Here is a 24,418-nt window from a genome sequence, read left to right as displayed (position 1 = left end):
AGATGCGATGGGCGTCAGCCTACGCCATTTCGCCGCTGGAGGCAGGTCGGGCGATGGGTTAGCGTAGGCGCCATGATGCCTCTTTCCATCGGCGCCTGGCGCTGCGCGGCGCTGCTGGCGGCACTGCTGCTCGGCGGTTGCAGCAGCCTCGACTACTACGCTCAGCTGGCCAGCGGCCAGCTGGAGCTGTTGCGCGCGCGAGTGCCGATCGAGACGCTGGTGCGCGATCCAGATACCGGGCCCGAGCTGCGTCGGCGCCTGCGCCTGGCCACCCAGGCTCGCCGGTTCGCCAGTGCCGAACTGCGTCTGCCGGACAATGGCAGCTATCGCCTGTATGCCGACCTGCACAGGCCCTACGTGCTGTGGAATCTGTTCGCCACCGCCGAGTTCTCGCTCGAGCCGCAGCGGCACTGCTTCCCCATCGCCGGCTGTGTGGCCTACCGCGGCTACTTCGACCAGGGCCGCGCGCGCGGGGCGGCGGCGCTGCGTCGCCTGCAGGGGCAGGACACCTACGTGGGCGGCGTCGAGGCCTACTCCACCCTGGGCTGGTTCGACGATCCGCTGCTCAACAGCATGCTAGGCTGGAGCGACGAGCGCCTGGTCGCGCTGATCTTCCACGAACTGGCTCACCAACAGCTGTACGTGGCCGGCGACAGCGCCTTCAACGAGTCCTTCGCCAGTTTCGTCGAGCGCCAGGGCCTGCGCCAGTGGCTGGCGGCCCGCGGTTCGCCGGTCGCCGATCCGCTGGGCGTGCGCCAGCGTCAGCAGTTCACCGAACTGGTCCTGGCCACGCGCACGCGCCTGGAGCGCGTCTACGCCAGCGACCTGCCGCTGGAGGCGATGCGCGCCGCCAAGCGGGCCGAGTTCGAGCGCCTGCGCAAGGATTACCGGGCGCTGCGCGATGAGCAGTGGGGCGGGGTTGGTCGCTACGACGGCTGGATCGAGACGCCGCTGAACAATGCCAAGCTGTTGCCGTTCGGCCTCTATGACCGCTGGGTGCCGGCCTTCGCCCGCGTGTTCGAGCAGGCCGGTGGTGACTGGCCCTGCTTCTACCGGCGGGTCGCAACGCTGGCGCGGTTGCCGCCGCAAGAGCGCGACGCAGTTTTGCAGGACCTGCAGGCGGCCGCGAACTTGCTCCGGGCTGACGGCGTCGAACCTGTAGGCGGTTGGCAAGAGCGGGGTGCTGGGCAATGACTAGATGGGTGGTGGCCGGGCTGCTCGGCCTACTGGCCGGCGCGGCGCTGGCGGCGCCGAAGCCCTGCGAGGAACTCAAGCGGGAGATCGAGGTGAAGATCCAGGCGGCCGGGGTGACCCGCTACACCCTGGAGATAGTGCCGAATGACGAAGTTCACGACCCGAGCATGGTGGTCGGCAGCTGCGACGGCGGAACCAAGAAGATCATCTACCAGAACAACGGCTGAGCCGCGACTCAGGACAGAAACGCCCGATGCAGCTCGGCCAGGCTCGCGAAGTGATAGGTCGGCGTCTCGGCCTGCAGTTCCTCGTGGGAGCCGAAGCCGTAGCCCACCGCGGCCGCATCCAGGCCGTTGCGCCGGGCGCCGATCAGGTCGTGCTTGCGGTCGCCGATCATCAGGCAGTCTCCCGCAGGCAGCCGCTCCTCGGCAAGCAGGTGACCGATCAGCTCGACCTTGTCGGTGCGGCGGCCATCCAGCTCGCTGCCGTAGATGCGCTGGAAATAGCGGCTCAGGTCGAAGTGGCGGGCGATCCGCTCGGCGAACACCTGCGGCTTGCTGGTGGCGATGTACAGAGCGCGGCCCTGCTGCGGAAGCAGCTGCAGCAGCTCGCCGATCCCGGCGAACAGGCGGTTCTCGTACAGGCCGACCGCGGCGAAGCGCTCGCGGTAATGCGCGATCGCCTGCCAGGCCGTGGCCTCGTCCAGGCCATAGCTGTGCATGAAGCATTGCAACAGCGGCGGGCCGATGAAGTGTTCCAGCGCCTGCAGGTCCGGCTCGTCGATGCCCAGCCGGGCCAGGGCGAACTGCACCGAGCGGGTGATGCCTTCGCGCGGGTCGGTGAGGGTGCCGTCGAGGTCGAAGAGAATGTGCCGGTAGTGCATGTCACTCGAATCCGGATTCCAGGGTGGTGCGAGGGCGGCGCGTGGCGACCCTGAGCGCAGCAGGCGTCAGCCGGAGTAGCCCTCTTCCATCAGGTGCTGGTCCTTCAGGCGCACGTAGTTGTCGGCACTGTAGCGGAAGTAGCTGCGCTCCTTGTCACTCAGTGGGCGCACCAGCCGGGCCGGGCTGCCGACATACAGGTAGCCGCTTGCCAGGCGCTTGCCCGGCGGCACCAGGCTGCCGGCGCCGAGTACCACTTCGTCCTCTATCACCACGCCGTCCATGACGATGCTGCCCATGCCGACCAGCACCCGGTTGCCGATGTTGCAGCCATGCAGGACCACCTTGTGCGCGATGGTCACGTCGTCACCGACATTCAGCGGGTAGCCGCCCGGGTTGAACGGCCCGGCGTGGGTGATATGCAGCACGCAGCCGTCCTGAATGCTGGAGCGCTCGCCGATGCGGATGCTGTGCATGTCGCCGCGGATCACCACCAGCGGCCAGACCGAGCTGTCGGCGCCGATCTCCACGTCGCCGAGGACCACGGCGGAGGCATCGACGAATACCCGCTCGCCGAGCAGCGGAGTGAACTGTTGGTAACTGCGGATGGCCACGTTGGAAGTCTCCCGAGCTGCGTTTTGTTATGAGTGTAATCAACCCAGGCGCGCGGCGCTGGTCTGCTTGGCCGAACCGTTCGCCCGGGACTGCTGGCTCCAGGCCAGCGACGCTGGCACACTCGGAAAAAAGCCACCTCCCATCCGCTGGAGGGGCGTGCAGAACAAGGCCAGGATTTCGATGTTGGGGGGCGCAGTATTGGGTGCAAGGGCGGCTGTCTGGCGGGTGCTGTCTGGGCTGTTGCTCTGCCTGTGGGGCACTCTGGCGCAGGCCGACGCGGGTGCGTTGGCGCTGCCGGCGAACGGCGAAGGGGTCAACCTGGCGCCGCACCTGCAGTTGCTCGAGGACCCCAGTGGCCAACTCGGCCTGGAACAGGTCCAGGCCATGGAGTTCAGAGACAATCAGGCGAATTCGGCCAACTTCGGATTCAGCCATTCGGCCTGGTGGGTGCGCTTTCGCCTGAGCAACCCCAGCGGGCAAATCCGCCACCTGATGCTGCGCCAGGACTATCCGCTGATCGACTGGCTGGAGTTCTGGAGCCCTCAGTCAGACGGCAGCTGGCAGGTGCGCAACACCGGTGACCGGCGTCCATTCGCCAGCCGCGAAATCGACCATCGCGACTTTATCTTCAGCCTGGACCTGCCGCCTTACAGCGAACAGACCTATTACCTGCGCTATGCCTCGGCCGGGCCGATCAACATCGGCCTGAGCCTGTCGTCGGCGCAGGCGCTGCTCGAACGTATCAGCCTGGAACAGCTGGCCTATGGCTTCTACTACGGCGCCTTCCTGTCACTGGTGCTGTACAACCTGTTCATGTTCCTGGTGGTGCGCGACCGGGCGTTCTTCTTCTACCTGCTGTACGTCAGCTGTTACGGCCTGTACATGGCCGTGCACAATGGCCTGAGCTACCAGTTCCTCTGGCCGGACAGCCCGCGTCTGGCCAACGACAGCCTGCTGCTGCTGCTCGGTCTGTCGCTGCTCTGGGCGCTGCAGTTCGCCCGCGGCATCCTCACTACCCGCCAGCTGGCACCGCGCCTGGATCGGCTCAGTCAAGTGCTGCAGGGGCTGTGTGTGGTGCTGATGCTGGGCATTCCCCAGTTCAGCTATGGCCAGCTGATCCAGCCGTTTGCCGGCTTGACCCTGGTCATCACCCTGCAGTTGCTGCTGCTCGGGGTGGTCGCGCTACTGGCCGGTGCACGCCCGGCACGCTACTACCTGCTGGCCTGGACCGCGTTGTTGCTCGGGGTGGTGATCTACATGCTGAAGACGTTCGGCTGGTTGCCGCACAATATGCTGACCCAGAATGCCTTCCAGCTCGGTTCGCTGATCGAGATGGTGCTGCTGTCGCTGGCCCTCGGTAGCCGGGTGCGCGAGTTGAAGCGCGGCAGCTACCTGGACGCCCTGACCGGCCTGTGCAACCGCCGCCACTTCGACAGCCAGATGAATAAGGAGCTGCAAGTGGCGCGTCAGTTCGGCCAGCCGCTCAGCCTGCTGCTGCTGGACATCGACCACTTCAAGCGCTTCAACGACGAGCATGGCCATCAGGCCGGTGACCTCGTCCTGCAGAAGGTGGCGCGGCTGCTGCAGTGCGAGGTGCGCAAGCCCTTTACCGCTTGTCGCCACGGCGGCGAGGAGTTTGCTGTGATCATGCCGAACAGCACCGCGGCGGCGGCCAGGGTGCTGGCCGAACGGTTGCGCAAGGAGCTGGCGCGGATGACCGAGGGCGAGGCGCCACTGACCTTGAGCATCGGCCTGGCGAGCCTGGCCGATGGCCCCTTCGAGCAGCCGGAGCAGCTGTTCGCCGCCGCCGACGATGCGCTCTATGCCGCCAAGCGAGGCGGGCGCGACCAGTTGGTGGAGTACCAGGACGAGCACGCCGGCCAGTGCGAGGGCGCCCGGCTGGGGCGCCGCGCCCGGTCGGCTCAATCGTCCCGATAGAGCGCTTTCGCGCGGTCGTTGCCTTGGCTTGTATTAAGATAGCGCCAACTCCGGCGCATTCGACGCCGCCCGAATACAGCCAAGGTGCCACCGTGACTGCGAACAATCCGCTGCTGCAAGACTTCGACCTGCCCCCCTACTCCGCTATCCGCGCCGAGCATGTCGAGCCCGCCATCGACCGTATCCTCGCCGACAACCGCTCGGCTATCGCCGAACTGCTCAAGACCCAGCAGAGCGAGCCGAGCTGGGAGGGGCTGGTGCAGGTGCTCGACGAATTGCACGAGCGCCTCGGCCGCGCCTGGAGCCCGGTCAGCCACCTCAACGCGGTGTGCAACAGCGCCGAACTGCGCCAGGCCTACGAGGCCTGCCTGCCCAAGCTGTCGGCCTACTGGACCGAACTGGGACACAACCGCGCGCTCTACGAGGCCTATCATGCCCTGGCCGCCAGCCCGGCGGCGGCTGGCTTCGACATCGCCCAGCAGACCATCCTCAGGCATGCGCTGCGCGACTTCCACCTGTCCGGCATCGACCTGCCGGAGGCGCAGAAGCAGCGCTTCGGCGCCATCCAGAGCAAGCTCTCCGAGCTGTCCAGCCGGTTCTCCAACCAGCTGCTCGACGCCACCCAGGCCTGGACCAAGCAGGTCGATGACGAGGCTGTGCTGGCCGGCCTGACCGACTCGGCCAAGGCGCAGATGAAGCAGGCCGCCGAGGCCAAGGGCCTGGACGGCTGGCTGATCAGCCTGGAGTTCCCCAGCTACTACGCGGTGATGACCTACGCCGACAACCGCGCGCTGCGCGAAGAGGTCTACGCCGCCTACTGCACCCGCGCCTCCGACCAGGGGCCGAATGCCGGTCAGGACGACAACGGCCCGGTGATGGAGCAGATCCTCGACCTGCGCCAGGAGCTGGCCAAGTTGCTCGGCTACGCCAGCTATGCCGAGCTGAGCCTGGCGACCAAGATGGCCGAGAGCAGCGAGCAGGTGCTCAGCTTCCTGCGCGACCTGGCGCTGCGCAGCAAGCCCTACGCCGCCCAGGACCTGGCCGAACTGCAGGCCTTCGCCGCCGAGCAGGGCTGCGCCGAACTGCAGAGCTGGGACGTCGGCTACTACGGCGAGAAGCTGCGCGAGCAGCGCTACAGCATCTCCCAGGAGATCCTGCGTCCCTATTTCCCGGTCAACAAGGTACTGACCGGCCTGTTTGCCATCGTCGAAAAGCTCTACGGCATCCAGATCGAGGAGCTGTCCGGCTTCGACAGCTGGCACCCGGATGTGCGCCTGTTCGAGATCAAGGAGAATGGCCGGCATGTCGGGCGTTTCTTCTTCGACCTCTATGCCCGCGCCAACAAGCGCGGCGGTGCCTGGATGGACGGCGCCCGCGACAAGCGCCGCACAGCCGATGGCCGCCTGATCAGCCCGGTGGCCAACCTGGTGTGCAACTTCACCCCGCCAGTCGCTACTGCGGCGGTGGGCGACAAGCCGGCGCTGCTGACCCACGACGAGGTCACCACCCTGTTCCATGAATTCGGCCACGGCCTGCACCACCTGCTGACCCGCATCGAGCATGCCGGCGCCTCGGGGATCAATGGCGTGGCCTGGGACGCGGTGGAGCTGCCGAGCCAGTTCATGGAGAACTGGTGCTGGGAGCCCGAGGGCCTGGCGCTGATTTCCGGCCATTACCAGAGCGGCGAGCCGCTGCCACAGGACCTACTGGAGAAGATGCTGGCGGCGAAGAACTTCCAGTCCGGCTTGATGATGGTGCGTCAGCTGGAGTTCAGTCTGTTCGACTTCGAGCTGCACGCCAGCCACGGCGACGGGCGCAGCGTGCTCGAGGTGCTCGAAGGCATCCGCGACGAGGTCTCGGTGCTGCGCCCGCCGGCCTACAACCGTTTCGCCAACGGCTTCGCGCATATCTTCGCCGGCGGTTACGCGGCCGGTTACTACAGCTACAAGTGGGCCGAGGTGCTGTCGGCCGACGCCTTCGCGCGCTTCGAGGAAGAAGGCGTGTTCAACAGTGAAACCGGCCGCGCCTTCCGCGAGGCGATCCTCGCCCGCGGCGGTTCCCGGGAGCCGATGGAGCTGTTCGTCGACTTCCGCGGCCGCGAGCCGAGCATCGATGCCCTGCTGCGCCATCTCGGCCTGAGCCAGGAGGCCGCGTGAGCGGATCAGCCATGAATGCGATCAAGAAACGTTTTATCGCCGGTGCGGTATGCCCGGCCTGCAGCGAAATGGACCGCATCCAGATGTGGGACGAGGACGGCGTGCCGCACCGCGAGTGTGTCGGCTGCGGTTATGCCGATACCCTGGATGAGCGCGGCAACTCGGTACCCAGGGAACTGCCGACCCGGGTCAACGTCAGTGCGTTGAAGCCCAAGGCCGCCGATCCCAAGGTGCAGGCGGTGCAGTTCTTCCCCAACCCCAAGCTGAACAAGCCGCAGGGTTGAAGCCCGGCGCGCGGGTCGGGGGTAAGGCACGGTGAATGGCCGAGCGGGGTGCCCTGACGACGACAGGCACTTGGTAGTATGGGGAAATGACTGTATTTTTATACAGTCTTTCGCCGGAGTCGTCCCATGCCCATTACCCCGCCGCCGCGCGGCCGCGGTACGGCCAGCAACCCGCACAATCGCTTCGCGCCTCGCCATTCGCAGGCCGAAGACGACGGCTGGTCTCAGGACGTGCCGCCGTCGCGGTTGACCGAGGTGCGCGCGGAAGCGGCCAAGTCCATCATCACCCGCAACCAGTCGCCGGACCTGCCCTTCGATCGCTCGATCAATCCCTATCGTGGTTGTGAGCATGGCTGCATCTACTGCTATGCGCGGCCCAGCCATGCCTACTGGGACCTGTCGCCGGGCATCGACTTCGAGACCCGGCTGATCGCCAAGACCAACGCCGCGAGCCTGCTCGAACAGCAGTTGTCCAGGCGCGGCTACGTCTGCGCGCCCATTGCGCTCGGCACCAATACCGATCCCTATCAGCCGATCGAGCGTGAGCAGCGGCTGACCCGACAGATCCTCGAGGTGCTGTTGCGCCTGCGGCATCCGCTGACCATCGTCACCAAGGGCGCGCTGATACTGCGCGATCTCGACCTGCTCACGGCGTTGGCTCGGCAGCGCCTGGTATCGGTGCACATCAGCCTGACCAGCCTCGACGATGAACTCAAGCGCATCCTCGAGCCTCGCGCGGCGGCGCCGGCGGCACGCCTGCGGACGATCCGCGTGTTGCACGAGCAGGGCATTCCGGTGGGGGTACTCTGCGCGCCGATGATCCCGATGATCAACGACAGCGAGCTGGAGCACCTGCTCGAGGCGGCCAAGGACGCCGGGGCGCAGAGCGCCGCCTATATGTTTGTGCGCCTGCCGCACGAGGTCGCCCCGCTGTTCGAACAGTGGCTGCAGGCCCACTACCCGCAGCGCGCCGAACATGTGCTCAGCCTGATTCGTCAGAGCCGCGGCGGTGAGCTGTACGACAGCCGCTTCGGCTCGCGCATGCGCGGTCAGGGCGCCTTCGCCGAGCTGCTGGCTCGGCGCTTTGCCCTGGCCAGCAAGCGCCTCGGCCTGCAGCACCGGGAGGCTTTCGAGCTGGACTGCTCGCGCTTCTGTCCGCCGGGCGGGCAGCTGGCGCTGCTGTGAGTCTGGCTGCGCCTAGACGGACTGCCGGGTAACCAGCGGGCAGTCCACCAGCTGGGTACCGCTCCGCTCGCGCCCCTCGATCAGGTGCAGGGCGGCCTGCTGGCCGATCTCGTAGTAGGGCAGCTGCACCGTGGTCAGCGGCGGCAGGAAGAGTTCGGCGATGCCGATCATGTTGTCGTAGCCGAGCACGGCGATATCGCCGGGAATCTTCAGGCCGCGGGTCAGCAGAAGTTGGTAGGCGCAGAAGGCGATGCGGTCGTTGCCGCAGATCAGGATGTCGAACTCGGGGCGGCCCTCGACGATGTGCCGATCGAGGATCGCCTGGGTCTCGCCGTAGCTGTCATGGGCCGACAGGTCATACTGCAGGGCGGCCTCGGCGGGCAGGCCGAACTCCTCGAAGGCGCGCCGCATGCCCTGCTGGCGCAATCCCCAGGCCAGGCTCTGGCTCGGCAGGTTGATGCACAGCGGGCGCCGGTAGCCTTGGCCGAGGGCCTGCCGCACGGCACGGTACTGGCCCTGCTCGTCATCCGGCACGTAGCTGGTCAGGCCGCTGCCCTCGGCCAGGCAGTTGGCCAGCACCAGCGGCTTGCTCTGCAGGCGCTCCGGTATGCTCACCCGGCGCAGGCCCATGGCGGTGAAGATCAGGCCGTCGGGTCGGTGGGCGAGCATCAGGTCGATGCTTTGCTCGCTGGGCGGGTCGCTCAGCAGGTTGAGAACGAACACGTTCCAGCCGGCCTGCTGCGCGGTGCGCTCGATCGACAGCAGCAGCTCTACGGCGAACGGCGTGGTCGCGGTATCCAGGGCGAACACGCCGATGGTGCGTGCGGCCAGGTTGTCGCCGCGAATCTTGCGCGCCGACATGCTCGGCACGAACTGCAGTTCGTCGATAGCCTGGCGTACCCGCTGGTAGGTCTCGGGGCTGAGTTTTTCCGGGTGATTGAGCGCCCGCGACACGGTCATCAGGGATACCCCGGCCAGCCGGGCAACGTCTTTTACGGTGGTCATGCGTAGCGCAACCGAGCGTTGTGGTCGGCGGATGATGACACAGCGCTACCGCCAGCGGCGACCCGCGGCCGGCACTTCATGCGATCTGCGCCTCTAGGCGCCAGGCCTGGCGAATCGCCACGCGGCCGCCGTCGGCGTAGCCGAGCAGGCCGACGTCGAGGCTGGTGGGGTGCGGATAGAGACGGCTGCTGAGACTGAAGCTGCCATCGGCGGCGAACACCTCGATCGACGAGCGATCGAGGAACACCCGCAGCTCGAGGCTGTTCTGTCCCGCACCCAGCGCCACGCTACGCTGGCCGTCGACACCGGCGCCGGAGCGGTCGCGGTCGAGCACCAGGCGCTGCAACCCGGCATCGTAGTAGAGCCGGGTCTGCTCGCTGCCGTCGTCGCTGCAGCGCAGCGCGAGGCCCAGTTGGCCCTGGGTGCAGCCGCGCAGGTCCAGCCGCACCTCCAGCTCCAGCAGGTCGCCGGCCAGCTCGGGTACGCGGCGCCATCCGCCGGCGCCATCGCACACCGATTCATCGACCAGCAGGGCCTGCTGGCGCAGGGCCGTCAGCTCCCGGGCGGGGAAGCTGTGCAGACGCCCGTCATGCAACTCCAGCTCGCGCGGCAAGCCGAGCATGCCGCACCAATGGTGGGCCTTGCTCGGCATCGGGCTATCCCACATGTCCAGCCAGGCCCAGACCAGGCGCCGGCCGTCGGCGGCCAGCTGGGTCTGCGCGGCGTAGAAATCGTGGCCGTTATCCAGTTCGATAAAGGGCCCGCCAGTGAAGCGCCAGTCGCTGTCGAGCTGGCCAACCCGGTAGCCGGTGTGGAACTTGTTCAGCCGCTCGAAACCATCCGGCTGCATGCCTTGCGGGGAATACAGCAGCACGTCCTGGCCGCCGAGGCGGAACAGGTCCGGGCATTCCCACATATAGCCGTCGCCCTCGCCGCCGCGGCTGGCATAGGCGAGGAACTCCCAAGTGCGCAGGTCGCTGGAGCGGTAAAGCGGTAGCAGTGGCACGTCGCCCAGGCGCGCGCCGGCGATCAGGTACCAGTACTCGCCTTCGCGCCACACCTTGGGGTCGCGAAAATGCATGATCGCGGCATCCGGCGCGGCGTCGATAACCACCCCCTGCTTGGCGAAATGCACGCCGTCGTCGCTGGTGGCCAGGCACTGCACCTGGCGGATGCTGCGCTCGTCGCCCACCTCGCCGAGCCAGGTATGCCCGGTGTAGAGCAGCACCAGGGTATCGCCGCAGACTACCGCGCTGCCGGAGAAGCAGCCGTGCCGGTCGAATTCGTCGCCCGGTTCCAGAGCGATGGGCAGGTGCTGCCAATGCACCAGGTCGCGGCTCTTGGCGTGCCCCCAGTACATCGGCCCCCAGCTCGGATCGAAGGGGTGGTGTTGATAGAACACATGGTATTCGCCGCGGAAGTACACCACGCCGTTCGGGTCGTTCATCCAGCCCGCGCGCGGGGCCAGGTGATACCCGGGACGGTAATCGTGTACCAGGCGCGAACTGACCTCGTTCAGCGAATGGTTGGCCAGGTCTAGGGCCAGGGTCGGGCTCGGTGGTTGCATGGTCAGGGTCATACGGAACTCAGGCGGGCTGGGCGAGGGACTGCGTCGTGCGGTTGCGTAGCGGTCGGTGTGTCGACGCGCGGCAAGGCGCTACCCTCGGCATCGAATAGGTGCAAGCTGTCCTGCTGCGGTTGCAGCAGGACGTGGTCGCCGGCGCGCCAGGCGGCGCTCGCGTCACAGCGGCAGATCAGCGCTTCCTCCTGGCCGGCGTCCAGGTGTACGTACATCTCGCTGCCGAGGTACTCGACCCCCAGCACCTCGAGCCCGGCGTCGCCGGTGGCGGCTTGCAGGCCGATCTGTTCCGGGCGCATTCCCAGGGTCAGCGGGCTATCGGCGCTCAGCACCGAGCTGTCGAAGGGCAGGGCGCTCAGGCGGCCCAGAGCGGGCACCTCGATCTGGCTGGTGGAGCCCGGCACGAGCAGGCGCACCGGCAGGAAGTTCATTCGCGGCGAGCCGAGGAAACCGGCGACGAACTGGCTGTTCGGCCGCTCGTAGAGCTCCCGCGGCGAGCCGACCTGTTTGATCCGTCCGGCGTTGAGCACGACGATCTTGTCGGCCAGGGTCATGGCCTCCACCTGGTCGTGGGTGACGTAGATCATGGTGGTGCCCAGGCGGTCGTGTAGCCGGGCGATCTCGTTGCGCATCTGCACGCGCAAGGCGGCATCGAGGTTGGACAGCGGCTCGTCGAACAGCAGGATGTCCGGCTCACGGGCCATGGCCCGGCCCATGGCCACGCGCTGGCGCTGGCCGCCGGAGAGCTCCCTGGGCTTGCGCTGCAACAGCTTGTCCAGCTGCAGCATGCGCGCGGTGGCCAGCACCCGTTCGCGCAGGCTCTGCTTGTCGGTCTTGGCCAGCTTCAGGCCGAAGCCGATGTTGTCGTAGACGCTCATGTGCGGGTACAGGGCGTAGGACTGGAACACCATGCCGACCCCGCGTTCGCGGGGCTCCAGGTCGTTGACCCGGCGCCCGTCGATCAGCAGCTCGCCGCTGCAGATGGACTCCAGCCCGGCAATCACCCGCAGCAGGGTCGACTTGCCGCAGCCCGAGGGGCCGACGAAGACGACGAACTCGCCGCTGGCGATCTCCAGGCTGATGTCGCGCAGGATCTGGATGCCGCCCAGGTGTTTCTTCACATTGTCGAGTTTCAACTTGGTCATGAGGCTGTTCCTTGTTCTTGTCGGGGCATCAACCCTTGAGCGCGCCGGCGGTGAGGCCGGAGACGATGCGGCGCTGGAACACCAGCACCAGAATCACCAGGGGCACGGTGACCATCACCGAGGCCGCCATCAGCAGGCCCCAGGGCAGCTCGTGCTGGCTGCCCCCGGAGATCAGGGCGATGGCCACCGGCACCGTGCGCTGGGCGTCGGTCAGGGTGAAGGTCAGGGCGAAGAGGAATTCGTTCCAGGCGGCGATGAAGGCCAGCAGGCCGGTGGTCACCAGGGCCGGCCAGAGCAGCGGCAGCAGCACCCGGGTCAGCGCCACCCAGGGCGAGGCGCCGTCCATGATGGCTGCCTCCTCCAGCTCGCCCGGCAGTTGGCCCATGAAGGTGGTGAGCACCCACACGGTGAACGGCAGGGTGAAGATGGTGTAGCTGAGGATCAGCGCCCAGGCGGAGTTGTACAGGCCCAGGGCGCGGATCACCTCGAACAGCCCGGAGAGCACCGCCACCTGCGGGAACATCGACACGCCCAGCACCAGCATCAGCACCGTGCCGCGTCCGCGGAACCTGACCCGGCCCAGGGCATAGGCGGCGGTCAGGCTGAGAATCAGCGCCACCGCCACCACGCAGACCGAAACGATCAGCGAGTTGCCGATGGCCTGCAGGAAGGAGGGCTGCTCCAGCACCGCGGCGTAGTTGGCGAAGTCCAGCGTGTCGATCCAGTAGCTGACCTGGAACAGGCTGCTGGAGGGTTTCAGCGAGGTCAGCACGGCGTAGTAGAAGGGGAACACCGCATACACCAGCAGGACCCCGATCAGGCTCCAGAAGCCCAGGCGCCACAACGCCTTCTTGAGTAGACGGGCGGGCATCAGCGCACCTCCAGTTGGCGGCGGCCAAGGTAGAGATAGAGCGTGGCGATCGCCGCCACTATGAGGAACAGCAGGGTGGAGGCGGCGCTGCCGTAGCCGACGTCCTGGAATTCCACCAATTGCTGGCGGGCGAACACCGACATGCTCATGGTGCTGGAGGAGTTGGAGGTCAGCACGTAGATGACATCGAACACCCGCAGCGAGTCGAGCACGCGGAAGATGGTCGCCACCAGCAGCGCCGGCATCAGCAGCGGCAGGGTCACCCGCCAGAACACCTTCAGCGGGTGGATGCCGTCGACCCGCGCCGCCTCGTAGCAATCGGCCGGCAGCATCTGCAGGGCGGCGAGCATCAGCAGGGCGACGAACGGCAGGGTCTTCCACACGTCCACCACTATCACCGCCCACATCGACAGTTCGGCGTCGGCCGTCCAGGCCAAGGGGGCGTCGATCAGGCCGAGGCCCAGCATCAGGTGGTTGAGGATGCCGAACTGGTCGTTGAGCATCCACGACCAGATCTTCGCCGAGACGATGGTCGGAATCGCCCAGGGAATCAGGATCATGGCGCGCACCAGGGTGCGCCCGGCGAACCTGACGTTGAGCAGCAGCGCCACCGCCAGGCCGAGCACCACCTCCAGGCCAACCGACACCGCCGAGAAGTACAGGGTGTTGCGCACGGCATTCCACCACTGAGGGTCGACCAGGATGCCGGACCATTCGCTGCCATCGTGAAACAGGTAATTGCTCAGGCCGACGAAGTTGCCGGCGCCGGTGTTGCTGAGACTGGCATCGGTCAGGCTGAACCAGAAGGTGCGTAGCAACGGCCAGGCGGCCACCAGCAACAGGCACAGCAGCATGGGCGCGAGGAACAGCCAGGCGGCGCGCACGCGGCGGCGCTCGACCGGAGTCGGGCGGGGCGCGATGGCCGCGTCGGCGATTTCCTGCGCTTGGGTGAGAGTGGTCGTCATGTCGAGTCCTCGGCGGTTTACCAGCTGCGGCGCTTGATGCGCTTGAGTTCACCGTGCAGTTCGCTCACCGCCTGGTCCACCGGCGTTTCGCCGGCCAGCACGCCGTGGACCCGGTCGAACAGGGCGTTGGAAACCCGCGGGTAGCGATCGCCGGTGATGGAGGCGGGGCGCATCACCCCGTCGCTGAGGATGGCGTGCAGATCGCTGTAGTAGGGCATCGCCGCCAGCAACTCGGGGTCTTGGTAGAGCGACTCGATGACCGGGTTGTAGGCGCCAACCAGGGCCCGGCGCTTCTGCTGCCGGGCACTGGTCAGGTAGGCCACCAGCTCGCCGGCCAGCTTGGGGTGGGCGCTGTAGCGCGAGATCGACAGGCCCCAGCCGCCGAGGGTCGAGGCGTGCGTGCCGGCGTCGGCGCCCTTGGGCAGCGGCGCGATGCCGACCTTGTCCTTGACCGCGCTGCCGGCGCTCTGCGCCAGCGCCCAGGCGTAGGGCCAGTTGCGCATGAACAGCGCGTTGCCGGACTGGAACACGCCGCGGCCTTCCTCCTCGGTGTAGTTCAACACGCCGCGTGGGGAAATGTCGCCGACCCAGCTTTTTGCCAGGCTCAGGGCCTTGCGGGTAGCGTCGCTGTCGATGGCGATCTGCCCCTGGGCGTCGATCAGTGCGCCTCCCGGATGGCTGCCGATCCACTCCAGGGCGTTGCAGGTCAGGCCTTCGTAGGCACGGCCCTGGAACACGTAGCCCCACATGTTTGCGTTGCCGGCGTCGCGCTCGGCCTGTTGGATCGCCTTGGCCGTGGCGGTCAGCTCGTCCCAGGTCTGGGGCACCGGCTTGCCGTACTGCTCCAGCAGGTCCTTGCGGTAGTAGAGCAGGCCTGAGTCGGTAAACCACGGCACGGTCACCAGGCGGCCGGCGACGGTGGCGTTGTCCAGCTGGGCCTGGAAGTAACCCTGGGTGGACGCGGTCGGCAGCACCTCGTTCAGGTCCAGCAGGTGGTTGGCCAGCATGCCAGGCCAGACAACGTCGATCTGGATGATGTCGATATCGGACGAATGGGCGCTGAGGATCTGCTGGTAGAAGGACAGGCGCTCGGTTGCCGAGTTGGGGGTCGATACCACCTCGACGCTGTGGCCGGTCTGTTTCGACCAGGCTTCGACGCCTTCCCGACACAGCTGCAGCTCGGCGCCTACGGCGCCGCAGGAGATGGTCAGCTTTTCGGCGGAGGCGAAGGCAGGCAGCCCGGCGGCGACGGCGAGCACGGCGGCCGGAAGTAACGAGCTGAAGGATTTCATAGAAGGTCTCACTTGTTATTTTTGTTGAAGATAACGTTAACATCGCTAATATAGCAGTGCGTCACGAGAAGTACAGCCCATTTTCCATTGGCCTGAAATACCGGGCAGGCGGCCGAAAGCCTGGCGCGCACTCCATTACAACAATAAAGAGGCAACCCCATGCAGCATGCACCCCTCTGGTTACTGCCGGCTCTGCTCGGCTCCCTGGCGCTGGCACCCCTGGCGCAGGCGGCGACGCCGCTCACCCTGGAACAGCGCATGGCCGCGCTGGAAGCCCGCGCCGCCGCCGCCGAATCGCGTGCCGCCGCCGCCGAGCAGCAGGCCCGCCAGACCGCCGCGGAACTGGCCCGGCTCAAGCAGTCCGACCCCGCCATCCAGGCGAGCGGACCGCAACCGGAGACGAGCGCGCCCGTGCTGGCCGCCCGCCTGGCAGACGTCGAAGCGCGTCAGGCCGCCCTTGAAAAGCTCGGCCGCAGCGAGACCAAGAACCCCAGCAAGCTCACCAACGGCTTCAGCTTCAATGGCTATGCCCGCTCCGGGCTACTGGTCGACGACAGCCTGGGCGGCGGGCGCGGCGGCCCCTATGTCACACCGGCCGGCTCCGTTGGCGGTGCCGTCGGTCGGCTCGGCAACGAAGACGACACCTATATGCGTATTGACCTGTCGAAAGAGCTGCATGCCGAGAACGGCACTCGTTCCAAATTCACCGTGTCGATCGCCGACGGGGTGGAAACCTCCAACGACTGGACGGCCGCAGAAAGCACGCTGAACGTGCGCCAGGCCTATGCTGCCCTCGACCAGATCGCGGCGTTCAAGGGCAACCCCGTGCTGGAGAACGCGACCCTGTGGGCCGGCAAGCGCTATGACCGCGATACCTTCGACATCCACTGGCTGGATTCCGACGTGGTCTACCTGGCCGGCACCGGCGGTGGCGTCTACGACCTGCAGTTCGGCGAGGGCTGGCGCTCCAACTTCTCCCTGATGGGCCGCGATTACGGCGACTTCAGCGCCCAGGGTGGCAACGCCGACGTGGAAAGCTACATCCTCACCTCCAACCAGTTCTTCGACGACGGCCGCTGGCAGTGGATGTTCAACGCCATCGGCTCGAACCAGAACGATACCCGCAGCAACGCCGCCGGGCTGACCCCCGCCGACTCCGGCGTGCAAAGCATGCTGGCTCATCACCAGAAGGGCTTCTTCGGCCGCGAGGGCTTCTTCAAGACGGCGCTGCTGTATGGCCAGGGCCTTGGCGCCGAGGTGAAGAACCTGGGCTCGGACGGCGAGCTGCTCGACGATGCCCGGGCCCTGCGCCTGGCGCTCTACGGTCAGACGCCCCTGGCGTCCGGCTGGCGGATCGCGCCGAGCCTGCTGGCCGAACAGAGCCAGGACAGATACGTCGGCGGCGACGACTACCGCTGGCTGACTCTCAACTTGCGCCTGGCCCAGGAAATCAACAGCAACTTCGAGATGGTCTACGAAATGAGCTGGCAGACCATGGACCTCGACCCCATGGGCTACCAGGCGCGCAACGCGGTCGACGGCGACTTCTGGAAGCTGACGGTGGCGCCGACCTTCAAGCCGGACATGGGCGGCTTCTTCACCCGGCCCGAGCTGCGCCTGTTCGCCAGCCTGATGGACTGGTCCAAGGAACTGGACGGCTACAGCGACAGCGACGCCTTCGGCCAGGATGGCTTCCAGGCCGGCGGCCTCTGGCAGTTCGGCGTGCAGATGGAAACCTGGTTCTAGACCCCCTGGCGCCTTGGGCGGTAGACAGGATCCAGGCTCCGCAGCCCAGCGCGCCATCTTTCAATGACCTGTTGATCTGGAGTCATCCCATGTATCTGGTATGTGGCGAAGCCCTGTTCGATGTCTTCAGCCAGCCCGGCGCGTCGGGCAACCGGCTGGACTTGCAGGCGGTGGCCGGCGGTTCGCCGTTCAATGTGGCGGTCGGCCTGCGCCGGCTGGGCGGCGACTCGGCGCTGTTCGGCGGGATTTCCCGCGACTTCCTCGGCGCGCGACTGCGCCGGGTGTTGCACGAGGAAGGGGTGCACGGCGATTACCTGGTATCCAGCGAGGCGCCGACCACCCTGGCGATGGTTGCCGTCGATGCCCAGGGGGTGCCGCAGTATTCCTTCCGTGGCGAGGGTTGCGCTGACCGCTTGCTGCGCTGCGAGCATCTGCCGGCGCTCGATGGGCGGGTGCGCGGCATCCATGTCGGCTCCTATTCCCTGGTGGTGATGCCCGCCGCCGATACCCTGTTCGAGCTGGTCGGGCGCGAGGGCGAGCGGCGCCTGATCAGCCTCGACCCCAATGTGCGGCTCGGCGTCGAGCCCAGTATCGAATTGTGGCGCCAGCGTATCGAGGCGTTCGTCGCACGGGCGCACCTGATCAAAGTCAGCGAGGAAGACTTGGCCCTGCTCTACCCGGAGCGCAAGCCCGAAGAGATCGTCAGCCAGTGGCTCGGCCAGCGCTGCCAAGTGGCGTTCGTCACCCACGGCGGTAACGGCGCCAGCGTCTTCAGTCGCCGGCACGGCCACTGGACGGTGCCGGCCCGGACGGTGGACACCCGCGACACGGTCGGTGCCGGCGACAGCTTCCAGGCCGCGCTGCTCGCCTATCTGGCGCGACACGGCCTGGACAGCCCGGCCGCGCTGGGCGAGCTGCCCCGCGAGCATATCGCGGCGATGCTCGACTACGCCGTGCGCGCCGCCGCGCTGACCTGCTCGCGGGTCGGCCCGGACCTGCCCCATGCCCATGAACTGGAACAGCCTTGAGCCTGCGCCGGCCTCGCGCAGTTCTCCCCCACCCTCGCAGGAGTCGTCATGTCGCACCCTCAGTCGTCCCCCGATGTCACCCGCTTGCCCGGCTGGCAGGCCCTGGCCGCGCACCGCGAGCAGCTCAGCGAATTCAGCCTGCGCCAGGCGTTCGCCGACAACCCGCAGCGCTTCGCCCAGTTCTCGCTGGACGACTGCGGCCTGTTGCTCGACTACTCGAAGAACCTGATCACCTGTGAAACCCGCGACCTGCTGGTGCGGCTGGCACGGGAATGCGGGCTGGCCGAGGCGATTGACGCGCTGTTCGACGGCGCCCCGCTCAATGGCTCGGAACGGCGCCCGGCGCTGCACACCGCATTGCGTCGCCCCCTCGGCGACCGGGTGCTGGTCGACGGCCGCGACGTCATGCCCGAGGTGCACCGGGTGCTGCACCGGATGACCGAGCTGGTCGGCAAGGTGCATAACGGCCTGTGGCGCGGCTACAGCGAAAAGCCGATCACCGACGTGGTCAACATCGGCATCGGCGGCTCCTTCCTCGGTCCGCAACTGGTCTCCGAGGCCCTGCTGCCCTTCGCCCAACGGGGCGTGCGCTGCCATTACCTGGCCAATATCGACGGCAGCTCGTTCCACGAACTGGCGGCCAAGCTGCGCGCCGAAACCACCCTGTTCATCGTCTCGTCGAAGACCTTCAACACCCTGGAAACCCTGAAGAACGCCGAGGCGGCGCGCGGCTGGTACCTGGCCCAGGGCGGCTCGGCAGCCGAACTGCACCGGCATTTCATGGCGGTGTCGAGCAATACCGGGGCGGCCATGGCCTTCGGCATCCGCGAGGAGAACATCCTGCCGATGTGGGATTGGGTCGGCGGGCGCTACTCGCTGTGGTCGGCCATCGGTTTGCCGATCGCCATGTCCATCGGCATCTCCAACTTCAAGGAGCTGCTGTCCGGCGCCTACCGCATGGACCAGCATTTCCAGAGCGCGCCGTTCGAACGCAACATGCCGGTGCTGCTGGCGTTGCTGGGCATCTGGTACGGCAACTTCTGGGGCGCCCAGAGCCAGGCAATCCTGCCCTACGATCACTACCTGAGGAACATCACCAAGCACCTGCAGCAGCTGGACATGGAGTCCAACGGCAAGCACGTGCTGCAGGACGGTCGCCCGGTCCCCTGCGCCACCGGCCCGGTGATCTGGGGCGGCGTCGGCTGCAACGGTCAGCATGCCTACCACCAGTTGCTGCACCAGGGCACCGCGCTGATTCCGGCCGACTTCATCGTCCCGGTGAGCAGCTACAACCCGGTCGCCGACCACCACCAGTGGCTGTTCGCCAACTGCCTGTCGCAGAGCCAGGCACTGATGCTCGGCAAGCGCCTGGAAGAGGCTCAGGCCGAGCTGCGCGGCCAGGGCCTGGACGAGGACGAGGTGCAGCGCCTGGCGCCGCACAAGGTGATCCCCGGCAACCGGCCGAGCAACACCCTGGTGCTGGAACGGGTCAGCCCACGGCGTCTGGGCGCCTTGATCGCTCTCTACGAGCACAAGGTGTTCGCCCAGAGTGCGATCTGGGGCATCAACGCCTTCGACCAATGGGGCGTTGAGCTGGGCAAGCAGCTGGGCCAGGGCGTCTATTCACGCCTGGTCGGCAGTGAGTCCAGCACCGCCGAGGACGCGTCGACCCAGGGCCTGATCGAGTTCTTCCGCGGCCGGCACCGGGGCTGAGAGAAGCTCGCCGCCGGGGCGTCCCGCCAGACCAGACCGACTCATGCACTACCCGCCCCAGCCTACAGGTTGTCGGAACGCCGCGCCGAGACGACACTTGGCATGTGACTCGCCAGCGCTCCGGGCTGTCGCCCTAGCAGCGTCTTTTTCAGTTCACAGAGGTCAGCGATATGCCGTACAAGCACCAAGCGATCCCGTTGCAGGGACGCACAGGCAGTGAAACCGCCGAAGAAGCCCTGCAGAGCATCGTGGACGGCTTCAAGCGCTTTCGCCACGAGGTCTTCCCGCAACAGCAGGAGCTGTTCAAGAAGCTGGCTACCGCACAGAACCCGCGTGCCATGTTCATCACCTGCGCCGACTCGCGGGTGGTGCCCGAGCTGATCACCCAGAGTTCGCCGGGCGACCTGTTCGTCAACCGCAACGTCGGTAACGTGGTGCCGGCCTACGGGCAGATGATGGGTGGTGTGTCCACCGCCATCGAATACGCGGTGATGGCCCTGGGCGTGCAGCACATCGTCATCTGCGGCCACTCCGACTGCGGCGCGATGAAGGCCGTGCTCAATCCGGCCTCGCTGGAAAGCATGCCCACGGTCAAGGCCTGGCTGCGCCATGCCGAGGTGGCACGCACGGTGGTGGCAGAAAACTGCAACTGCGGCAACGATCAGGAAGCCCTGGCGGTGCTCACCGAAGAGAATGTGGTGGCCCAACTCGACCACCTGCGCACCCACCCCTCTGTGGCTGCCAAGCTGGCCCGCGGTCAGCTGTTCATCCACGGCTGGGTGTATGACATCGAAACCAGCCAGATTAAGGCCTACGACGCCGAACTCGGCCGCTTCCTGCCGCTCGATGGCAACAAGGTGCCGATGGCCACGCCGCGCGCGCGTTACCCGCAGGGCTGAGTCCCTGCGCCGCCGCTGGCATGCGCTCGGCGGCGATTGCCATTGCCCTCTCAGCCGGCGGCGCGGGACTGATCCAGCACCAATTCGACACCCAACTGCTGCGACAGGCAAGGCCAGCGCTTCCAGGCCGCCTCGGTTTGTGGCGCGCCCAGGCGCTCGCGGTAGGCCAGCACGGAGTCCTGGGTGAAGCTGTCCTCGTCGAGCATGCCCTCCACGGCATGGTGTACGGCCTCGTCCAGCTGGTTGGCGAACGGCTCGCCGATCAGATGGTGGGCCACCAGGTTGGCTGTGGTGGTATCCACGGGGATCAGTGGCAGACCCAGGTGGCTGCTGTAGCGATCGTTGACCTCTTCGACCAGGCGGTGGGCCAGGTAGGCTTCGTCGAGCAGGCCCTCGAGGCCCTCGTGGCCTGCCGTGACGCTGGGCGGCTGGAGAAAGAACTGTTCGGCCACCTTCAGCACCGGCTTGACCTGCGCCTCGATCCCGGCTTCGCGGGCCACCTGACTGGCGGCCTCCAGCATATCGGGAACCTGCTCGATGTAGGCGCCGACGAAGCGACTTAGCACCTCAAGACCGTTCTCGGCCGGCAGGCGGATGGAGGGATGCAGGTGGTTGAGTTGGGCTTGCAGTTGACGAGCGAGTTGACCCGAACCGGCATCGTCTTGGCGGGCGCGCTGGATCAATTCGCGCAGGGCGGGAATGTTCATGACTACTCCTGATATGAGGACATGGGCGTGAACCATAGCTGGTCAGGCGCGGCTGCTAAGACGTAATTGTCATAATTTTTTCACAGTTATGCGAGCCCGCTATATCCCGGTCTGGCTTGCATTTTTTCGCTTGGCGGCGCCGCGCCCTTTAGCACGAGCCCTGCGCGGCTTCAGTCATTTGCGCTTTCGAATTGCCAGGCGAAAGTCGCCGTCTATACTCGAACTCGAAAGGCAGTACCTGATGGAACCGGACGGGCTTCGGCACGGAGAGGTTTCGACAGTTGTCGCCAGCAGTTAGCGGTCGATCAACGCGATTGTGCACGCAGGCAGGGAAGTGTTCGGGGGCTATGCCCACTGGTTCGTCCAGACTTCCAGGCCTCACAGGTGCGCTGCTTGCAGTCGCCTTGCATCGTCCGATATGGCAGTCGATCCCTTTGCCGCAGGCTCCGCCGGCGGGATAACAAGAATCATAAGGGGAACCCGCAATGATGCGACATCCACGAGTCTGGATGGGCCTACTGCTGTGGTTGGCATTCAGCTCGGCTCACGCCAGCTGGACGATCAACATGGCACCCGGTGCTACCGAGGTCAGCCGCTCGGTTTTCGACTTGCACATGACCATCTTCTGGATCTGCGTCGTCATCGGCGTGGTGGTATTTGGTGCCATGTTCTGGTCGATGCTGGTGCACCGCCGCGCCACCGGACAGCAGCCCGCGCACTTCCATGAAAGCACCACGGTGGAAATACTCTGGACCGTGGTGCCCCTGCTGATCCTGGTGCTGATGGCAGTTCCGGCGACCAAGACCCTGATCGACATCTACGACAACAGCGAGTCCGAACTGGACGTGCAGGTCACGGGCTACCAGTGGAAATGGCACTACAAGTACCTGGGCCAGGACGTCGAGTTCTTCAGCAACCTGGCCACTCCGGCCGAGCAGATCCACAACCAGGCCGACAAGGGCGAGCACTACCTGCTCGAGGTCGATCAGCCGCTGGTGGTGCCGGCCGGCACCAAAGTGCGGTTCCTCATCACCTCGGCCGATGTCATCCACTCCTGGTGGGTGCCGGCGCTGGCGGTGAAGAAAGACGCCATCCCCGGCTTCGTCAACGAGTCCTGGACGCGTATCGACGAGCCGGGCCTCTACCGCGGCCAGTGCACCGAGTTGTGCGGCAAGGATCACGGTTTCATGCCGGTCGTCGTGGAGGTCAAATCCAAGGAGGATTTCACCGCCTGGCTGGCCGAGCGCAAGCAGGCCGCTGCGGCCGAGAAGGAGCTGACCAGCAAGCAGTGGACCCTCGAGGAGCTGATGGCCCGTGGCGAGAAGGCCTACGCCACCAACTGCGCGGCCTGTCACCAGGTCAGCGGTGAGGGCCTGCCGCCGATGTTCCCGGCGCTGAAGGGTTCGGCGATCGCCACCGGCCCGGCCGCAGGCCATATCAACATTGTGGTCAACGGCAAGCCGGGCACGGCCATGGCCGCCTTCGGCAAGCAACTCTCGGAAGTCGACCTCGCCGCCATCATCACCTATGAACGCAACGCCTGGGGCAACCAGCTCGGTGACATGGTCACCCCGCAGGACATCCTCGCGTTCAAACAGGCTCAGGAGTAAGGACATGAGTGCAGTGATCGACTCTCATCAGGAGCAGGGTCATGCTGACCACCACCATGGCCCGGCCAAGGGCCTGATGCGCTGGGTGCTGACCACCAACCACAAGGACATCGGCACCATGTACCTGTGGTTCAGCTTCGCCATGTTCCTGCTGGGCGGGTCCATGGCCATGGTGATCCGCGCCGAGCTGTTCCAGCCGGGCCTGCAGATCGTGCAGCCGGAGTTCTTCAACCAGATGACCACCATGCACGGCCTGATCATGGTCTTCGGCGCGGTGATGCCGGCCTTCGTCGGCCTGGCCAACTGGATGATCCCGCTGATGATCGGGGCGCCGGACATGGCCTTACCAAGGATGAACAACTTCAGCTTCTGGTTGTTGCCGGCGGCCTTCACGCTGTTGGTCAGCACCCTGTTCAGCGAGGGAGGCGGGCCGAACTTCGGCTGGACCTTCTATGCGCCCCTGTCCACTACCTATGCGCCGGAGAGCGTCACCTTCTTCATCTTCGCCGTGCACCTGATGGGCATCAGCTCGATCATGGGCGCGATCAACGTGGTTGCCACCATCCTCAACCTGCGTGCCCCCGGCATGACCCTGATGAAGATGCCGCTGTTCGTCTGGACCTGGCTGATCACCGCCTTCCTGCTGATCGCGGTGATGCCGGTGCTGGCCGGCTGCGTGACCATGATGCTGATGGACGTGCACTTCGGCACCAGTTTCTTCAGCGCCGCAGGTGGCGGCGATCCGGTGCTGTTCCAGCACGTGTTCTGGTTCTTCGGCCACCCCGAGGTGTACATCATGATCCTGCCGGCCTTCGGTGCGGTCAGCTCGATCATTCCGGCCTTCGCCCGCAAGCCGCTGTTCGGCTATACCTCGATGGTCTACGCCACCGCCTCGATCGCCTTCCTCTCATTCATCGTCTGGGCCCACCACATGTTCACCGTGGGCATCCCGCTGACCGGCGAGCTGTTCTTCATGTACGCCACCATGCTGATCGCCGTGCCCACCGGGGTGAAGGTATTCAACTGGGCCAGCACCATGTGGCGCGGCTCGATGACCTTCGAGGCGCCCATGCTGTTCTCGGTGGCGTTCGTCATCCTCTTCACCATCGGCGGTTTCTCGGGGCTGATGCTGGCCATCGCTCCAGCCGACTTCCAGTACCACGACACCTATTTCGTGGTGGCGCACTTCCACTATGTGCTGGTGCCCGGGGCGATCTTCGGCATCTTCGCCTCGGCCTACTTCTGGTTGCCGAAGTGGACCGGCCACATGTACGACGAGACCCTGGCCAAGTTGCACTTCTGGATGAGCTTCATCGGCATGAACCTGGCGTTCTTCCCGATGCATTTCGTCGGCCTGGCCGGCATGCCGCGGCGCATTCCCGACTACAACATGATGTTCGCCAACTTCAACATGGTCTCCAGTATCGGCGCCTTCATGTTCGGCGCGACCCAGTTGCTGTTCCTGTTCATCGTCATCAAGTGCATCCGCGGCGGCCAGCCTGCTGCGGCCAAGCCCTGGGACGGTGCCGAGGGCCTGGAGTGGACGGTGCCGTCGCCGGCGCCCTACCACACCTTCCAGACCCCGCCGGAAGTGAAGTAGGAGTG

At 66.2% G+C, this 24,418-nt stretch carries 21 protein-coding genes; 12 read left to right on the top strand and 9 right to left on the bottom strand.

All coding sequences use genetic code 11. The features are described from left to right. Positions 1-72 precede the first annotated feature (72 nt). Positions 73-1,194 carry an aminopeptidase gene (locus AB5S05_RS00645; RefSeq protein WP_438943516.1) on the top strand — a complete coding sequence of 374 codons (1,122 nt, stop codon included), beginning with the start codon at positions 73-75 and terminating at the stop codon, positions 1,192-1,194. Next, positions 1,191-1,421 carry a DUF1161 domain-containing protein gene (locus AB5S05_RS00640; RefSeq protein ID WP_369285467.1) on the top strand — a complete coding sequence of 77 codons (231 nt, stop codon included), beginning with the start codon at positions 1,191-1,193 and terminating at the stop codon, positions 1,419-1,421. The genes AB5S05_RS00645 and AB5S05_RS00640 overlap by 4 nt, the downstream gene beginning before the upstream one ends. Positions 1,422-1,429: 8 nt before the next feature. Here the strand turns inward: AB5S05_RS00640 and AB5S05_RS00635 are convergent, their stop codons facing one another. After that, positions 1,430-2,077 (bottom strand): HAD family hydrolase, encoded by a 648-nt coding sequence (locus AB5S05_RS00635; RefSeq protein WP_369285466.1) that lies wholly within the window; start codon positions 2,075-2,077, stop codon positions 1,430-1,432. Positions 2,078-2,143: 66 nt separating this feature from the next. Then, positions 2,144-2,689 carry a gamma carbonic anhydrase family protein gene (locus AB5S05_RS00630; RefSeq protein WP_369285465.1) on the bottom strand — a complete coding sequence of 182 codons (546 nt, stop codon included), beginning with the start codon at positions 2,687-2,689 and terminating at the stop codon, positions 2,144-2,146. A 226-nt stretch (positions 2,690-2,915) separates the two neighbouring features. Between AB5S05_RS00630 and AB5S05_RS00625 the strand changes: the two genes are divergently transcribed. From AB5S05_RS00625 to AB5S05_RS00610, 4 genes are all read left to right on the top strand, one after another. Beyond that, positions 2,916-4,628: a diguanylate cyclase gene (locus AB5S05_RS00625; protein WP_369285464.1), complete on the top strand. Its 1,713-nt coding sequence runs from the start codon at positions 2,916-2,918 to the stop codon at positions 4,626-4,628. A 92-nt stretch (positions 4,629-4,720) separates the two neighbouring features. Continuing rightward, positions 4,721-6,784: an oligopeptidase A gene (gene prlC, locus AB5S05_RS00620; RefSeq protein WP_369285463.1), complete on the top strand. Its 2,064-nt coding sequence runs from the start codon at positions 4,721-4,723 to the stop codon at positions 6,782-6,784. An 11-nt stretch (positions 6,785-6,795) separates the two neighbouring features. Next, on the top strand, positions 6,796-7,068 hold the full coding sequence (locus AB5S05_RS00615; protein WP_369285839.1) for a YheV family putative zinc ribbon protein: 273 nt from the start codon (positions 6,796-6,798) through the stop codon (positions 7,066-7,068). Between the two features lie 126 nt (positions 7,069-7,194). Further along, the gene (locus tag AB5S05_RS00610) at positions 7,195-8,253 is read left to right on the top strand and encodes a PA0069 family radical SAM protein (protein ID WP_369285462.1); all 1,059 of its coding nucleotides are present in this window, start codon (positions 7,195-7,197) and stop codon (positions 8,251-8,253) included. 12 nt (positions 8,254-8,265) lie between these two features. Here the strand turns inward: AB5S05_RS00610 and AB5S05_RS00605 are convergent, their stop codons facing one another. The 6 genes from AB5S05_RS00605 to AB5S05_RS00580 form a co-directional block, all read right to left on the bottom strand. After that, a complete protein-coding gene (locus tag AB5S05_RS00605) occupies positions 8,266-9,258 on the bottom strand; it encodes a LacI family DNA-binding transcriptional regulator (protein WP_369285461.1) in 993 nt (330 codons plus the stop codon). Between the two features lie 76 nt (positions 9,259-9,334). Continuing rightward, positions 9,335-10,837, bottom strand: a complete 1,503-nt coding sequence (locus AB5S05_RS00600) for a glycoside hydrolase family 32 protein (protein ID WP_369285460.1) — start codon at positions 10,835-10,837, stop codon at positions 9,335-9,337. Continuing rightward, positions 10,834-11,982 carry an ABC transporter ATP-binding protein gene (locus AB5S05_RS00595; protein WP_369285459.1) on the bottom strand — a complete coding sequence of 383 codons (1,149 nt, stop codon included), beginning with the start codon at positions 11,980-11,982 and terminating at the stop codon, positions 10,834-10,836. Before AB5S05_RS00595 ends, AB5S05_RS00600 begins: the two co-directional genes overlap by 4 nt. A gap of 28 nt (positions 11,983-12,010) precedes the next feature. Then, positions 12,011-12,853, bottom strand: a complete 843-nt coding sequence (locus AB5S05_RS00590; protein ID WP_369285458.1) for a carbohydrate ABC transporter permease — start codon at positions 12,851-12,853, stop codon at positions 12,011-12,013. Continuing rightward, complete coding sequence (locus AB5S05_RS00585) at positions 12,853-13,818, bottom strand: carbohydrate ABC transporter permease (RefSeq protein WP_318646018.1); 966 nt, start codon at positions 13,816-13,818, stop codon at positions 12,853-12,855. The genes AB5S05_RS00590 and AB5S05_RS00585 overlap by 1 nt, the downstream gene beginning before the upstream one ends. 17 nt (positions 13,819-13,835) lie before the next feature. After that, positions 13,836-15,110, bottom strand: a complete 1,275-nt coding sequence (locus AB5S05_RS00580) for an ABC transporter substrate-binding protein (RefSeq protein WP_369285456.1) — start codon at positions 15,108-15,110, stop codon at positions 13,836-13,838. Between the two features lie 159 nt (positions 15,111-15,269). Here AB5S05_RS00580 and AB5S05_RS00575 point away from each other — a divergent pair, with 159 nt between their 5' ends. The 4 genes from AB5S05_RS00575 (at position 15,270) to AB5S05_RS00560 (ending at position 20,496) form a co-directional block, all read left to right on the top strand. Beyond that, a complete protein-coding gene (locus AB5S05_RS00575) occupies positions 15,270-16,856 on the top strand; it encodes a carbohydrate porin (protein ID WP_369285455.1) in 1,587 nt (528 codons plus the stop codon). Positions 16,857-16,945: 89 nt separating this feature from the next. After that, positions 16,946-17,884: a carbohydrate kinase family protein gene (locus AB5S05_RS00570; RefSeq protein WP_369285454.1), complete on the top strand. Its 939-nt coding sequence runs from the start codon at positions 16,946-16,948 to the stop codon at positions 17,882-17,884. 48 nt (positions 17,885-17,932) lie between these two features. Further along, positions 17,933-19,597 carry a glucose-6-phosphate isomerase gene (gene pgi / locus AB5S05_RS00565; RefSeq protein WP_369285453.1) on the top strand — a complete coding sequence of 555 codons (1,665 nt, stop codon included), beginning with the start codon at positions 17,933-17,935 and terminating at the stop codon, positions 19,595-19,597. Positions 19,598-19,767: 170 nt separating this feature from the next. After that, a complete protein-coding gene (locus tag AB5S05_RS00560; protein WP_369285452.1) occupies positions 19,768-20,496 on the top strand; it encodes a carbonic anhydrase in 729 nt (242 codons plus the stop codon). 50 nt (positions 20,497-20,546) lie between these two features. On the opposite strand, the gene AB5S05_RS00555 is transcribed toward AB5S05_RS00560, so the two are convergent. Then, a complete protein-coding gene (locus AB5S05_RS00555) occupies positions 20,547-21,203 on the bottom strand; it encodes a hypothetical protein (protein WP_369285451.1) in 657 nt (218 codons plus the stop codon). A 485-nt stretch (positions 21,204-21,688) separates the two neighbouring features. On the opposite strand from AB5S05_RS00555, the gene coxB reads away from it, so the two are divergent. Together coxB and ctaD are read left to right on the top strand one after the other, a co-directional pair. After that, a complete protein-coding gene (gene coxB, locus AB5S05_RS00550) occupies positions 21,689-22,813 on the top strand; it encodes a cytochrome c oxidase subunit II (RefSeq protein WP_369285450.1) in 1,125 nt (374 codons plus the stop codon). Positions 22,814-22,817: 4 nt separating this feature from the next. Beyond that, positions 22,818-24,413 carry a cytochrome c oxidase subunit I gene (gene ctaD, locus AB5S05_RS00545; RefSeq protein WP_369285449.1) on the top strand — a complete coding sequence of 532 codons (1,596 nt, stop codon included), beginning with the start codon at positions 22,818-22,820 and terminating at the stop codon, positions 24,411-24,413. Positions 24,414-24,418: the final 5 nt, after the last annotated feature.

It is taken from the genome of Pseudomonas zhanjiangensis (genome assembly GCF_041027545.1).
Classification (GTDB): Bacteria; Pseudomonadota; Gammaproteobacteria; order Pseudomonadales; family Pseudomonadaceae; genus Aquipseudomonas; species Aquipseudomonas zhanjiangensis.
Note: the sequence above shows the minus strand (reverse complement) of the source record. Positions and strands in the feature narration are given on the sequence as shown.

Bases quoted from the DNA above. Each gene is read 5' to 3' on its own strand.
- AB5S05_RS00640 (WP_369285467.1), top strand. From the start codon at position 1,191: ATGACTAGATGGGTGGTGGCCGGGCTGCTCGGCCTACTGGCCGGCGCG.
- AB5S05_RS00555 (WP_369285451.1), bottom strand. From the start codon at position 21,203: ATGAACATTCCCGCCCTGCGCGAATTGATCCAGCGCGCCCGCCAAGAC.
- pgi (WP_369285453.1), top strand. From the start codon at position 17,933: ATGTCGCACCCTCAGTCGTCCCCCGATGTCACCCGCTTGCCCGGCTGG.
- AB5S05_RS00600 (WP_369285460.1), bottom strand. From the start codon at position 10,837: ATGACCCTGACCATGCAACCACCGAGCCCGACCCTGGCCCTAGACCTG.
- AB5S05_RS00560 (WP_369285452.1), top strand. From the start codon at position 19,768: ATGCCGTACAAGCACCAAGCGATCCCGTTGCAGGGACGCACAGGCAGT.
- AB5S05_RS00615 (WP_369285839.1), top strand. From the start codon at position 6,796: ATGAATGCGATCAAGAAACGTTTTATCGCCGGTGCGGTATGCCCGGCC.
- coxB (WP_369285450.1), top strand. From the start codon at position 21,689: ATGATGCGACATCCACGAGTCTGGATGGGCCTACTGCTGTGGTTGGCA.
- ctaD (WP_369285449.1), top strand. From the start codon at position 22,818: ATGAGTGCAGTGATCGACTCTCATCAGGAGCAGGGTCATGCTGACCAC.
- AB5S05_RS00570 (WP_369285454.1), top strand. From the start codon at position 16,946: ATGTATCTGGTATGTGGCGAAGCCCTGTTCGATGTCTTCAGCCAGCCC.
- AB5S05_RS00575 (WP_369285455.1), top strand. From the start codon at position 15,270: ATGCAGCATGCACCCCTCTGGTTACTGCCGGCTCTGCTCGGCTCCCTG.
- AB5S05_RS00580 (WP_369285456.1), bottom strand. From the start codon at position 15,110: ATGAAATCCTTCAGCTCGTTACTTCCGGCCGCCGTGCTCGCCGTCGCC.
- AB5S05_RS00590 (WP_369285458.1), bottom strand. From the start codon at position 12,853: ATGCCCGCCCGTCTACTCAAGAAGGCGTTGTGGCGCCTGGGCTTCTGG.
- AB5S05_RS00595 (WP_369285459.1), bottom strand. From the start codon at position 11,982: ATGACCAAGTTGAAACTCGACAATGTGAAGAAACACCTGGGCGGCATC.
- AB5S05_RS00645 (WP_438943516.1), top strand. From the start codon at position 73: ATGATGCCTCTTTCCATCGGCGCCTGGCGCTGCGCGGCGCTGCTGGCG.
- AB5S05_RS00605 (WP_369285461.1), bottom strand. From the start codon at position 9,258: ATGACCACCGTAAAAGACGTTGCCCGGCTGGCCGGGGTATCCCTGATG.
- AB5S05_RS00585 (WP_318646018.1), bottom strand. From the start codon at position 13,818: ATGACGACCACTCTCACCCAAGCGCAGGAAATCGCCGACGCGGCCATC.
- AB5S05_RS00610 (WP_369285462.1), top strand. From the start codon at position 7,195: ATGCCCATTACCCCGCCGCCGCGCGGCCGCGGTACGGCCAGCAACCCG.
- AB5S05_RS00635 (WP_369285466.1), bottom strand. From the start codon at position 2,077: ATGCACTACCGGCACATTCTCTTCGACCTCGACGGCACCCTCACCGAC.